This window comes from Escherichia sp. 93.0816 (assembly GCF_013368855.2).
Classification (GTDB): Bacteria; Pseudomonadota; Gammaproteobacteria; order Enterobacterales; family Enterobacteriaceae; genus Escherichia; species Escherichia ruysiae.
In genome coordinates this window covers 15,182-26,249 of record NZ_JABWNC020000034.1, presented here as the reverse complement: position 1 = coordinate 26,249, position 11,068 = coordinate 15,182, and the positions used below count along the sequence as shown (strand labels likewise).

The window sequence follows — 11,068 nt, the reverse complement described above, 5'->3', positions numbered from 1 at the left end:
CGGGCGACAACATCAAAATGGTTGTTACCCTGATCCACCCGATCGCGATGGACGACGGTCTGCGTTTCGCAATCCGTGAAGGCGGCCGTACCGTTGGCGCGGGCGTTGTAGCAAAAGTTCTGAGCTAATTACTCGTTAATTAGTTTTGAATTGAAAAGGGCGCTTCGGCGCCCTTTTTGCTGCCCGTAATTTGAGCTCGAAATATTTAGTCGTAATTTCGCTCGCTGAACTGTGGCGCAAATAAAACTGTGCTATTGTAATCATAACTATTCTCATTTACACTTTGCGCAGAATTTGAACGGGAGTAATCATGTACGTTTGTTTGTGTAATGGTGTAAGTGACAAAAAAATTCGCCAGGCAGTCCGTCAGTTTCATCCTCAGTCTTTCCAACAATTACGTAAGTTTATTCCTGTGGGAAATCAATGTGGTAAGTGCATTCGCGCCGCACGCGAAGTGATGCAGGACGAGTTGATGCAGATGCCAGAATTTAAAGAGATTGCCTGAAGCTCACGCTTATTTTTTGACATCCCGCTAGCCCCATCTACGCTCTAATAGTGGAAGCGGAGGGACTATAAAATGAAAGGTGATGTTAAAATCATAAATTATCTCAATAAACTATTGGGAAATGAGCTTGTCGCAATCAATCAGTATTTTCTCCATGCCCGAATGTTTAAAAACTGGGGCCTGATGCGTCTCAATGACGTCGAATACCATGAATCCATTGATGAGATGAAACACGCCGATAAATATATCGAGCGTATTTTGTTCTTAGAAGGAATCCCAAACTTACAGGATTTAGGCAAGCTGGGGATTGGTGAAGATGTCGAAGAGATGCTGCAATCCGACCTGCGATTAGAGCTGGAAGGTGCGAAGGATCTCCGTGAGGCTATCGCTTATGCCGATAGCGTTCATGACTATGTTAGCCGCGATATGATGATCGAGATCCTTGCAGATGAAGAAGGTCATATCGACTGGCTCGAAACTGAACTGGATCTCATCGGTAAAATCGGCCTACAGAATTACCTGCAATCACAAATTAAAGTTAAAGATTAACTGCCTGTCAGCAAACTATCCCAGCCAACAACGAAACCCGCAGCCACCAGAAATGGTCCAAAAGGCAGCGGGTTTTTTAATGATTCTTTTCCTCTCATGAGCAGACCAATGACTACGGCTCCGCAAGCGAATGAGGCAGCAAGGAAAACCAGCCGTGGTAAGAAGGCCCATGTATGCCAGGCACCAAGGGCGGCGAGAAATTTCACATCGCCATAGCCTAATCCTTCTTTATGTCGCAGTATGCGATAGCCCCAATAAATAACAGCGAATGCGCCGTAACCGATAATCGCCCCCCATAATGCATCGGCTAACCCGGCAGGCTGACAAACTTGATAGAACAAAAGACCAGACCAGAGTAACGGGCAAGTAAATCTGTCAGGTAACAAGCCATGCTTTGCATCCCAGAAAAAAAGTAGGGCTGATAAACAAGCGTACAAAATCAGAAAGGGAAGGGTAGCGTCCATAAAATATCCTCTGTAGTTGGAGTATCACCATCGAATAACTTTGGATACTCAGCAACAGAGAAATCGCTGCTTTGTTAATCTGGTTCCGGTGAAAAACGCTATCTTCACAACCCTACAAATTTCGTGGAATGCAGCTCGCAATCTGCACGTTGCGATTAATTTCTACGCGATGCTTGCGTCAGGCTCAGATTTACGTATAATGCGCGGGCTTGTCGTAGTTGACAGCAGGTTCGATCTGAACCTCAGTTAGCCGAATTTGGCTACCTAACAATGCTCCCGATCGGGGAGCTACGTAAGAACGGTTACACTCTCCCATCAATCGTAATGGGTCTGAGGAGTAATCATTTTCGTTTATAAAATAATTGGAGCTCTGGTCTCATGCAGAACCAAAGAATCCGTATCCGCCTGAAAGCGTTTGATCATCGTCTGATCGATCAAGCAACCGCGGAAATCGTCGAGACTGCCAAGCGCACTGGTGCGCAGGTCCGTGGTCCGATCCCGCTGCCGACACGCAAAGAGCGTTTTACCGTTCTGATCTCCCCGCACGTCAACAAAGACGCGCGCGATCAGTACGAAATCCGTACTCACTTGCGTCTGGTTGACATCGTTGAGCCAACCGAGAAAACCGTTGATGCTCTGATGCGTCTGGATCTGGCTGCCGGTGTAGACGTGCAGATCAGCCTGGGTTAATCAGGTCATTGAGCGATTGAGAGGTTGAAACAATGATTGGTTTAGTCGGTAAAAAAGTGGGTATGACCCGTATCTTCACAGAAGACGGCGTTTCTATCCCAGTAACCGTAATCGAAGTTGAAGCAAACCGCGTTACTCAGGTTAAAGACCTGGCTAACGATGGCTACCGTGCTATTCAGGTAACCACCGGTGCTAAAAAAGCTAACCGTGTGACCAAGCCTGAAGCTGGCCACTTCGCTAAAGCTGGCGTAGAAGCTGGCCGTGGTCTGTGGGAATTCCGCCTGGCTGAAGGCGAAGAGTTCACTGTAGGTCAGAGCATTAGCGTCGAACTGTTTGCTGACGTTAAAAAAGTTGACGTAACTGGCACCTCTAAAGGTAAAGGTTTCGCAGGTACCGTTAAGCGCTGGAACTTCCGTACCCAGGACGCTACTCACGGTAACTCCTTGTCTCACCGCGTTCCGGGTTCTATCGGTCAGAACCAGACTCCGGGCAAAGTGTTCAAAGGCAAGAAAATGGCAGGTCAGATGGGTAACGAACGTGTAACCGTTCAGAGCCTTGACGTAGTACGCGTTGACGCTGAGCGCAACCTGCTGCTGGTTAAAGGTGCTGTTCCGGGTGCAACCGGTAGCGACCTGATCGTTAAACCAGCTGTGAAGGCGTAAGGAGATAGCAATGGAATTAGTATTGAAAGACGCGCAGAGCGCGCTGACTGTTTCCGAAACTACCTTCGGTCGTGATTTCAACGAAGCGCTGGTTCACCAGGTTGTTGTTGCTTATGCAGCTGGTGCTCGTCAGGGTACTCGTGCTCAGAAGACTCGTGCTGAAGTAACTGGTTCCGGTAAAAAACCGTGGCGCCAGAAAGGCACCGGCCGTGCGCGTTCTGGTTCTATCAAGAGCCCGATTTGGCGTTCTGGTGGCGTGACCTTCGCTGCTCGTCCGCAGGACCACAGTCAAAAAGTTAACAAGAAGATGTACCGCGGCGCGCTGAAAAGCATCCTGTCCGAACTGGTACGTCAGGATCGTCTGATCGTTGTCGAGAAGTTCTCTGTAGAAGCGCCGAAAACCAAGCTGCTGGCACAGAAACTGAAAGACATGGCTCTGGAAGATGTGCTGATCATCACCGGTGAGCTGGACGAAAACCTGTTCCTGGCTGCGCGCAACCTGCACAAGGTTGACGTACGCGATGCAACTGGTATCGACCCGGTTAGCCTGATCGCCTTCGACAAAGTCGTAATGACTGCTGATGCTGTTAAGCAAGTTGAGGAGATGCTGGCATGATTCGTGAAGAACGTCTGCTGAAGGTGCTGCGTGCACCGCACGTTTCTGAAAAAGCGTCTACTGCGATGGAAAAATCCAACACCATCGTACTCAAAGTTGCTAAAGACGCGACCAAAGCAGAAATCAAAGCTGCTGTGCAGAAACTGTTTGAAGTCGAAGTCGAAGTCGTTAACACCCTGGTAGTTAAAGGGAAAGTTAAACGTCACGGACAGCGTATCGGTCGTCGTAGCGACTGGAAAAAAGCTTACGTCACCCTGAAAGAAGGCCAGAATCTGGACTTCGTTGGCGGCGCTGAGTAAGTCGGAGGAGTAATACAATGGCAGTTGTTAAATGTAAACCGACATCTCCGGGTCGTCGCCACGTTGTTAAAGTGGTTAACCCTGAGCTGCACAAGGGCAAACCTTTTGCTCCGTTGCTGGAAAAAAACAGCAAATCCGGTGGTCGTAACAACAATGGCCGTATCACCACTCGTCATATCGGTGGTGGCCACAAGCAGGCTTACCGTATTGTTGACTTCAAACGCAACAAAGACGGTATCCCGGCAGTTGTTGAACGTCTTGAGTACGATCCGAACCGTTCCGCGAACATCGCGCTGGTTCTGTACAAAGACGGTGAACGCCGTTACATCCTGGCCCCTAAAGGCCTGAAAGCTGGCGACCAGATTCAGTCTGGCGTTGATGCTGCAATCAAACCAGGTAACACCCTGCCGATGCGCAACATCCCGGTAGGTTCTACTGTTCACAACGTAGAAATGAAACCAGGTAAAGGCGGTCAGCTGGCACGTTCCGCTGGTACTTACGTTCAGATCGTTGCTCGCGATGGTGCTTATGTCACCCTGCGTCTGCGTTCTGGTGAAATGCGTAAAGTCGAAGCAGACTGCCGTGCAACTCTGGGCGAAGTTGGCAATGCTGAGCATATGCTGCGCGTTCTGGGTAAAGCAGGTGCTGCACGCTGGCGTGGTGTTCGTCCTACCGTTCGCGGTACTGCGATGAACCCGGTAGACCACCCACATGGTGGTGGTGAAGGTCGTAACTTTGGTAAGCACCCGGTAACTCCGTGGGGCGTACAGACCAAAGGTAAGAAGACCCGCAGCAACAAGCGTACTGATAAATTTATCGTACGTCGCCGTAGCAAATAATTTTAGAGGATAAGCCATGCCACGTTCTCTCAAGAAAGGTCCTTTTATTGACCTGCACTTGCTGAAGAAGGTAGAGAAAGCGGTGGAAAGCGGAGACAAGAAGCCCCTGCGCACTTGGTCCCGTCGTTCAACGATCTTTCCTAACATGATCGGTTTGACCATCGCTGTCCATAATGGTCGTCAGCACGTTCCGGTATTTGTAACCGACGAAATGGTTGGTCACAAACTGGGTGAATTCGCACCGACTCGTACTTATCGCGGCCATGCTGCTGATAAAAAAGCGAAAAAGAAATAAGGTAGGAGGAAGAGATGGAAACTATCGCTAAACATCGCCATGCTCGTTCTTCTGCTCAGAAGGTTCGCCTTGTTGCTGACCTGATTCGCGGTAAGAAAGTGTCGCAGGCTCTGGATATTCTGACCTACACCAATAAGAAAGCGGCTGTACTGGTTAAGAAAGTTCTGGAATCTGCCATTGCTAACGCTGAACACAACGATGGCGCTGACATTGACGATCTGAAAGTTACGAAAATTTTCGTAGACGAAGGCCCGAGCATGAAGCGCATTATGCCGCGTGCAAAAGGTCGTGCAGATCGCATCCTGAAGCGCACCAGCCACATCACTGTGGTTGTGTCCGATCGCTGAGACTCTGGAGACTAGCAATGGGTCAGAAAGTACATCCTAATGGTATTCGCCTGGGTATTGTAAAACCATGGAACTCTACCTGGTTTGCGAACACCAAAGAATTCGCTGACAACCTGGACAGCGATTTTAAAGTACGTCAGTACCTGACTAAGGAACTGGCTAAAGCGTCCGTATCTCGTATCGTTATCGAGCGTCCGGCTAAGAGCATCCGTGTAACCATTCACACTGCTCGCCCGGGTATCGTTATCGGTAAGAAAGGTGAAGACGTAGAAAAACTGCGTAAGGTCGTAGCGGACATCGCTGGCGTTCCTGCACAGATCAACATCGCCGAAGTTCGTAAGCCTGAACTGGACGCAAAACTGGTTGCTGACAGCATCACTTCTCAGCTGGAACGTCGCGTAATGTTCCGTCGTGCTATGAAGCGTGCTGTACAGAACGCAATGCGTCTGGGCGCTAAAGGTATTAAAGTTGAAGTTAGCGGCCGTCTGGGCGGCGCGGAAATCGCACGTACCGAATGGTACCGCGAAGGTCGCGTACCGCTGCACACTCTGCGTGCTGACATCGACTACAACACCTCTGAAGCGCACACCACTTACGGTGTAATCGGCGTTAAAGTGTGGATCTTCAAAGGCGAGATCCTGGGTGGTATGGCTGCTGTTGAACAACCGGAAAAACCGGCTGCGCAACCTAAAAAGCAGCAGCGTAAAGGCCGTAAATAAGGAGCGTCGCTGATGTTACAACCAAAGCGTACAAAATTCCGTAAAATGCACAAAGGCCGTAACCGCGGTCTGGCGCAGGGTACGGATGTTAGCTTCGGCAGCTTCGGTCTGAAAGCTGTTGGCCGTGGTCGTCTGACTGCCCGTCAGATCGAAGCAGCACGTCGTGCTATGACCCGTGCAGTTAAGCGTCAAGGTAAGATCTGGATCCGTGTGTTCCCGGACAAACCGATCACTGAAAAGCCGCTGGCAGTGCGTATGGGTAAAGGTAAAGGTAACGTGGAGTATTGGGTTGCCTTGATTCAGCCGGGTAAAGTCCTGTATGAAATGGACGGTGTTCCGGAAGAGCTGGCCCGTGAAGCATTCAAGCTGGCAGCAGCGAAACTGCCGATTAAAACCACCTTTGTAACTAAGACGGTGATGTAATGAAAGCAAAAGAGCTGCGTGAGAAGAGCGTTGAAGAGCTGAACACCGAGCTGCTGAACCTGCTGCGTGAGCAGTTCAACCTGCGTATGCAGGCTGCAAGTGGCCAGCTGCAACAGTCTCACCTGTTGAAGCAAGTGCGTCGCGATGTCGCACGCGTTAAGACTTTACTGAACGAGAAGGCGGGTGCGTAATGACCGATAAAATCCGTACTCTGCAAGGTCGCGTTGTTAGCGACAAAATGGAGAAATCCATTGTTGTTGCTATCGAACGTTTTGTGAAACACCCGATCTACGGTAAATTCATCAAGCGTACGACCAAACTGCACGTACATGACGAGAACAACGAATGCGGTATCGGTGACGTGGTTGAAATCCGCGAATGCCGTCCGCTGTCCAAGACTAAATCCTGGACGCTGGTTCGCGTTGTAGAGAAAGCGGTTCTGTAATACAGTACACTCTCTCGATACGAATAAACGGCTCAGAAATGAGCCGTTTATTTTTTCTACCCATATCTTTGAAGCGGTGTTATAATGCCGCGCCCTCGATATGGGGATTTTTAACGACCTGATTTTCGGGTCTCAGTAGTAGTTGACATTAGCGGAGCACTAAAATGATCCAAGAACAGACTATGCTGAACGTCGCCGACAACTCCGGTGCACGTCGCGTAATGTGTATCAAGGTTCTGGGTGGCTCGCACCGTCGCTACGCAGGCGTAGGCGACATCATCAAGATCACCATCAAAGAAGCAATTCCGCGTGGTAAGGTCAAAAAAGGTGATGTGCTGAAGGCGGTAGTGGTGCGCACCAAGAAGGGTGTTCGTCGCCCGGACGGTTCTGTCATTCGCTTCGATGGTAATGCTTGTGTTCTTCTGAACAACAACAGCGAGCAGCCTATCGGTACGCGTATTTTTGGGCCGGTAACTCGTGAGCTTCGTAGTGAGAAGTTCATGAAAATTATCTCTCTGGCACCAGAAGTACTCTAAGGAGCGAATCATGGCAGCGAAAATCCGTCGTGATGACGAAGTTATCGTGTTAACCGGTAAAGATAAAGGTAAACGCGGTAAAGTTAAGAATGTCCTGTCTTCCGGCAAGGTCATTGTTGAAGGTATCAACCTGGTTAAGAAACACCAGAAGCCGGTTCCGGCTCTGAACCAACCGGGTGGCATCGTTGAAAAAGAAGCCGCTATTCAGGTTTCCAACGTAGCAATCTTCAATGCGGCAACCGGCAAGGCTGACCGTGTAGGCTTTAGATTCGAAGACGGTAAAAAAGTCCGTTTCTTCAAGTCTAACAGCGAAACTATCAAGTAATTTGGAGTAGTACGATGGCGAAACTGCATGATTACTACAAAGACGAAGTAGTTAAAAAACTCATGACTGAGTTTAACTACAATTCTGTCATGCAAGTCCCTCGGGTCGAGAAGATCACCCTGAACATGGGTGTTGGTGAAGCGATCGCTGACAAAAAACTGCTGGATAACGCAGCAGCAGACCTGGCAGCAATCTCCGGTCAAAAACCGCTGATCACCAAAGCACGCAAATCTGTTGCAGGCTTCAAAATCCGTCAGGGCTATCCGATCGGCTGTAAAGTAACTCTGCGTGGCGAACGCATGTGGGAGTTCTTTGAGCGCCTGATCACTATTGCTGTACCTCGTATCCGTGACTTCCGTGGCCTGTCCGCTAAGTCTTTCGACGGTCGTGGTAACTACAGCATGGGTGTCCGTGAGCAGATCATCTTCCCAGAAATCGACTACGATAAAGTCGACCGCGTTCGTGGTTTGGATATTACCATTACCACTACTGCGAAATCTGACGAAGAAGGCCGCGCTCTGCTGGCTGCCTTTGACTTCCCGTTCCGCAAGTAAGGTAGGGTTACTAAATGGCTAAGCAATCAATGAAAGCACGCGAAGTAAAACGCGTAGCTTTAGCTGATAAATACTTCGCGAAACGCGCTGAACTGAAAGCGATCATCTCTGATGTGAACGCTTCCGACGAAGATCGTTGGAATGCTGTTCTCAAGCTGCAGACTCTGCCGCGTGATTCCAGCCCGTCTCGTCAGCGTAACCGCTGCCGTCAAACAGGTCGTCCGCATGGTTTCCTGCGGAAGTTCGGGTTGAGCCGTATTAAGGTCCGTGAAGCCGCTATGCGCGGTGAAATCCCGGGTCTGAAAAAGGCTAGCTGGTAATTGTCACCAATTGAATCACGGGAGTAAAGACAGATGAGCATGCAAGATCCGATCGCGGATATGCTGACCCGTATCCGTAACGGTCAGGCCGCGAACAAAGCTGCGGTCACCATGCCTTCCTCCAAGCTGAAAGTGGCAATCGCCAACGTGCTGAAGGAAGAAGGTTTTATTGAAGATTTTAAAGTTGAAGGCGACACCAAGCCTGAACTGGAACTGACTCTTAAGTATTTCCAGGGCAAAGCTGTTGTAGAAAGCATTCAGCGTGTCAGCCGCCCAGGTCTGCGCATCTATAAACGTAAAGATGAGCTGCCGAAAGTTATGGCGGGTCTGGGTATCGCAGTTGTTTCTACCTCTAAAGGTGTTATGACTGATCGTGCAGCGCGCCAGGCTGGTCTTGGTGGCGAAATTATCTGCTACGTAGCCTAATCGGAGGAAAAAATGTCTCGTGTTGCTAAAGCACCGGTCGTTGTTCCTGCCGGCGTTGATGTAAAAATCAACGGTCAGGTTATTACGATCAAAGGTAAAAACGGCGAGCTGACTCGTACTCTCAACGATGCTGTTGAAGTTAAACATGCAGATAATACCCTGACCTTCGGTCCGCGTGATGGTTACGCAGACGGTTGGGCTCAGGCTGGTACCGCGCGTGCCCTGCTGAACTCAATGGTTATCGGTGTTACCGAAGGCTTCACTAAGAAGCTGCAGCTGGTTGGTGTAGGTTACCGTGCAGCGGTTAAAGGCAATGTGATTAACCTGTCTCTGGGTTTCTCTCATCCTGTTGACCATCAGCTGCCTGCGGGTATCACTGCTGAATGTCCGACTCAGACTGAAATCGTGCTGAAAGGCGCTGATAAGCAGGTGATCGGCCAGGTTGCAGCGGATCTGCGCGCCTACCGTCGTCCTGAGCCTTACAAAGGCAAGGGTGTTCGTTACGCCGACGAAGTCGTGCGTACCAAAGAGGCTAAGAAGAAGTAAGGTAACACTATGGATAAGAAATCTGCTCGTATCCGTCGTGCGACCCGCGCACGCCGCAAGCTCCAGGAGCTGGGCGCAACTCGCCTGGTGGTACATCGTACCCCGCGTCACATTTACGCACAGGTAATTGCACCGAACGGTTCTGAAGTTCTGGTAGCTGCTTCTACTGTAGAAAAAGCTATCGCTGAACAACTGAAGTACACCGGTAACAAAGACGCGGCTGCAGCTGTGGGTAAAGCTGTCGCTGAACGCGCTCTGGAAAAAGGCATCAAAGATGTATCCTTTGACCGTTCCGGGTTCCAATATCATGGTCGTGTCCAGGCACTGGCAGATGCTGCCCGTGAAGCTGGCCTTCAGTTCTAAGGTAGAGGTGTAAGATGGCTCACATCGAAAAACAAGCTGGCGAACTGCAGGAAAAGCTGATCGCGGTAAACCGCGTATCTAAAACCGTTAAAGGTGGTCGTATTTTCTCCTTCACAGCTCTGACTGTAGTTGGTGATGGTAACGGTCGCGTTGGTTTTGGTTACGGTAAAGCGCGTGAAGTTCCAGCAGCGATCCAGAAAGCGATGGAAAAAGCCCGTCGCAATATGATTAACGTCGCGCTGAATAACGGCACTCTGCAACACCCTGTTAAAGGTGTTCACACGGGTTCTCGCGTATTCATGCAGCCGGCTTCCGAAGGTACCGGTATCATCGCCGGTGGTGCAATGCGCGCCGTTCTGGAAGTCGCTGGGGTTCATAACGTTCTGGCTAAAGCATATGGTTCCACCAACCCGATCAACGTGGTTCGTGCAACTATTGATGGCCTGGAAAATATGAGTTCTCCAGAAATGGTCGCTGCCAAGCGTGGTAAATCCGTTGAAGAAATTCTGGGGAAATAAACCATGGCAAAGACTATTAAAATTACTCAAACCCGCAGTGCAATCGGTCGTCTGCCGAAACACAAGGCAACGCTGCTTGGCCTGGGTCTGCGTCGTATTGGTCACACCGTAGAGCGCGAGGATACTCCTGCTATTCGCGGTATGATCAACGCGGTTTCCTTCATGGTTAAAGTTGAGGAGTAAGAGATGCGTTTAAATACTCTGTCTCCGGCCGAAGGCTCCAAAAAGGCGGGTAAACGCCTGGGTCGTGGTATCGGTTCTGGCCTCGGTAAAACCGGTGGTCGTGGTCACAAAGGTCAGAAATCTCGTTCTGGCGGTGGCGTACGTCGCGGTTTCGAAGGTGGTCAGATGCCTCTGTACCGTCGTCTGCCGAAATTCGGCTTCACTTCTCGTAAAGCAGCGATTACAGCCGAAGTTCGTCTGTCTGACCTGGCTAAAGTAGAAGGCGGTGTTGTAGACCTGAATACGCTGAAAGCGGCTAACATTATCGGTATCCAGATCGAGTTCGCGAAAGTGATCCTGGCTGGCGAAGTAACTACTCCGGTAACTGTTCGTGGCCTGCGTGTTACTAAAGGCGCTCGTGCTGCTATCGAAGCTGCTGGCGGTAAAATCGAGGAATAAGTAGCA

Annotated in this window: 24 protein-coding genes and 1 pseudogene; 24 read left to right on the top strand and 1 reads right to left on the bottom strand. The window is 50.0% G+C overall.

Annotated features, from left to right (window positions below):
- The 3 genes and pseudogenes from tuf to bfr form a co-directional block, all read left to right on the top strand.
- Positions 1 to 128: pseudogene (gene tuf / locus HEM79_RS21280) on the top strand (elongation factor Tu); the annotation flags it as partial.
- Between the two features lie 182 nt (positions 129 to 310).
- Positions 311 to 505, top strand: coding sequence for a bacterioferritin-associated ferredoxin (gene bfd / locus HEM79_RS21275; RefSeq protein WP_000289090.1), 195 nt, complete (start codon positions 311 to 313; stop codon positions 503 to 505).
- A gap of 72 nt (positions 506 to 577) precedes the next feature.
- Entirely contained in the window at positions 578 to 1,054 is a 477-nt protein-coding gene (gene bfr / locus HEM79_RS21270; RefSeq protein ID WP_000675515.1) for a bacterioferritin, read from the top strand.
- Here the strand turns inward: bfr and HEM79_RS21265 are convergent.
- Positions 1,051 to 1,518 (bottom strand): prepilin peptidase, encoded by a 468-nt coding sequence (locus tag HEM79_RS21265; protein WP_021550100.1) that lies wholly within the window; start codon positions 1,516 to 1,518, stop codon positions 1,051 to 1,053. The genes bfr and HEM79_RS21265 overlap by 4 nt on opposite strands.
- 378 nt (positions 1,519 to 1,896) lie before the next feature.
- On the opposite strand from HEM79_RS21265, the gene rpsJ reads away from it, so the two are divergent.
- From rpsJ to rplO, 21 genes are all read left to right on the top strand, one after another.
- A complete protein-coding gene (gene rpsJ / locus HEM79_RS21260; RefSeq protein ID WP_001181004.1) occupies positions 1,897 to 2,208 on the top strand; it encodes a 30S ribosomal protein S10 in 312 nt (103 codons plus the stop codon).
- Positions 2,209 to 2,240: 32 nt separating this feature from the next.
- Entirely contained in the window at positions 2,241 to 2,870 is a 630-nt protein-coding gene (rplC, locus tag HEM79_RS21255) for a 50S ribosomal protein L3 (protein ID WP_000579833.1), read from the top strand.
- 10 nt (positions 2,871 to 2,880) lie between these two features.
- Positions 2,881 to 3,486, top strand: a complete 606-nt coding sequence (gene rplD, locus HEM79_RS21250) for a 50S ribosomal protein L4 (protein ID WP_000424395.1) — start codon at positions 2,881 to 2,883, stop codon at positions 3,484 to 3,486.
- Entirely contained in the window at positions 3,483 to 3,785 is a 303-nt protein-coding gene (gene rplW / locus HEM79_RS21245; RefSeq protein ID WP_000617544.1) for a 50S ribosomal protein L23, read from the top strand. Before rplD ends, rplW begins: the two co-directional genes overlap by 4 nt.
- 17 nt (positions 3,786 to 3,802) lie before the next feature.
- Positions 3,803 to 4,624 carry a 50S ribosomal protein L2 gene (gene rplB, locus HEM79_RS21240; protein ID WP_000301864.1) on the top strand — a complete coding sequence of 274 codons (822 nt, stop codon included), beginning with the start codon at positions 3,803 to 3,805 and terminating at the stop codon, positions 4,622 to 4,624.
- Between the two features lie 16 nt (positions 4,625 to 4,640).
- The gene (gene rpsS, locus HEM79_RS21235) at positions 4,641 to 4,919 is read left to right on the top strand and encodes a 30S ribosomal protein S19 (protein ID WP_001138117.1); all 279 of its coding nucleotides are present in this window, start codon (positions 4,641 to 4,643) and stop codon (positions 4,917 to 4,919) included.
- 14 nt (positions 4,920 to 4,933) lie between these two features.
- Complete coding sequence (rplV, locus tag HEM79_RS21230) at positions 4,934 to 5,266, top strand: 50S ribosomal protein L22 (RefSeq protein WP_000447529.1); 333 nt, start codon at positions 4,934 to 4,936, stop codon at positions 5,264 to 5,266.
- 17 nt (positions 5,267 to 5,283) lie between these two features.
- Complete coding sequence (gene rpsC, locus HEM79_RS21225) at positions 5,284 to 5,985, top strand: 30S ribosomal protein S3 (protein ID WP_000529945.1); 702 nt, start codon at positions 5,284 to 5,286, stop codon at positions 5,983 to 5,985.
- A 12-nt stretch (positions 5,986 to 5,997) separates the two neighbouring features.
- Positions 5,998 to 6,408, top strand: a complete 411-nt coding sequence (gene rplP / locus HEM79_RS21220; RefSeq protein ID WP_000941212.1) for a 50S ribosomal protein L16 — start codon at positions 5,998 to 6,000, stop codon at positions 6,406 to 6,408.
- Positions 6,408 to 6,599 (top strand): 50S ribosomal protein L29, encoded by a 192-nt coding sequence (gene rpmC / locus HEM79_RS21215; RefSeq protein ID WP_000644741.1) that lies wholly within the window; start codon positions 6,408 to 6,410, stop codon positions 6,597 to 6,599. The genes rplP and rpmC overlap by 1 nt, the downstream gene beginning before the upstream one ends.
- The gene (rpsQ, locus tag HEM79_RS21210) at positions 6,599 to 6,853 is read left to right on the top strand and encodes a 30S ribosomal protein S17 (RefSeq protein ID WP_000130100.1); all 255 of its coding nucleotides are present in this window, start codon (positions 6,599 to 6,601) and stop codon (positions 6,851 to 6,853) included. The genes rpmC and rpsQ overlap by 1 nt, the downstream gene beginning before the upstream one ends.
- A 164-nt stretch (positions 6,854 to 7,017) precedes the next feature.
- Complete coding sequence (gene rplN / locus HEM79_RS21205; protein ID WP_000613955.1) at positions 7,018 to 7,389, top strand: 50S ribosomal protein L14; 372 nt, start codon at positions 7,018 to 7,020, stop codon at positions 7,387 to 7,389.
- 10 nt (positions 7,390 to 7,399) lie between these two features.
- Positions 7,400 to 7,714 carry a 50S ribosomal protein L24 gene (gene rplX, locus HEM79_RS21200; protein WP_000729185.1) on the top strand — a complete coding sequence of 105 codons (315 nt, stop codon included), beginning with the start codon at positions 7,400 to 7,402 and terminating at the stop codon, positions 7,712 to 7,714.
- Between the two features lie 14 nt (positions 7,715 to 7,728).
- Positions 7,729 to 8,268 carry a 50S ribosomal protein L5 gene (rplE, locus tag HEM79_RS21195; RefSeq protein WP_001096200.1) on the top strand — a complete coding sequence of 180 codons (540 nt, stop codon included), beginning with the start codon at positions 7,729 to 7,731 and terminating at the stop codon, positions 8,266 to 8,268.
- A 14-nt stretch (positions 8,269 to 8,282) separates the two neighbouring features.
- Positions 8,283 to 8,588 carry a 30S ribosomal protein S14 gene (gene rpsN, locus HEM79_RS21190; RefSeq protein ID WP_001118930.1) on the top strand — a complete coding sequence of 102 codons (306 nt, stop codon included), beginning with the start codon at positions 8,283 to 8,285 and terminating at the stop codon, positions 8,586 to 8,588.
- A gap of 33 nt (positions 8,589 to 8,621) precedes the next feature.
- Positions 8,622 to 9,014, top strand: a complete 393-nt coding sequence (gene rpsH / locus HEM79_RS21185; RefSeq protein WP_000062611.1) for a 30S ribosomal protein S8 — start codon at positions 8,622 to 8,624, stop codon at positions 9,012 to 9,014.
- Between the two features lie 12 nt (positions 9,015 to 9,026).
- Positions 9,027 to 9,560, top strand: coding sequence for a 50S ribosomal protein L6 (gene rplF, locus HEM79_RS21180; protein WP_000091945.1), 534 nt, complete (start codon positions 9,027 to 9,029; stop codon positions 9,558 to 9,560).
- A 9-nt stretch (positions 9,561 to 9,569) separates the two neighbouring features.
- Positions 9,570 to 9,923 (top strand): 50S ribosomal protein L18, encoded by a 354-nt coding sequence (rplR, locus tag HEM79_RS21175; RefSeq protein ID WP_000358960.1) that lies wholly within the window; start codon positions 9,570 to 9,572, stop codon positions 9,921 to 9,923.
- A 14-nt stretch (positions 9,924 to 9,937) separates the two neighbouring features.
- Entirely contained in the window at positions 9,938 to 10,441 is a 504-nt protein-coding gene (rpsE, locus tag HEM79_RS21170) for a 30S ribosomal protein S5 (protein ID WP_000940122.1), read from the top strand.
- A 3-nt stretch (positions 10,442 to 10,444) separates the two neighbouring features.
- Positions 10,445 to 10,624: a 50S ribosomal protein L30 gene (gene rpmD / locus HEM79_RS21165; protein WP_001140433.1), complete on the top strand. Its 180-nt coding sequence runs from the start codon at positions 10,445 to 10,447 to the stop codon at positions 10,622 to 10,624.
- Positions 10,625 to 10,627: 3 nt separating this feature from the next.
- Positions 10,628 to 11,062, top strand: coding sequence for a 50S ribosomal protein L15 (rplO, locus tag HEM79_RS21160; protein WP_001238917.1), 435 nt, complete (start codon positions 10,628 to 10,630; stop codon positions 11,060 to 11,062).
- Positions 11,063 to 11,068: the final 6 nt, after the last annotated feature.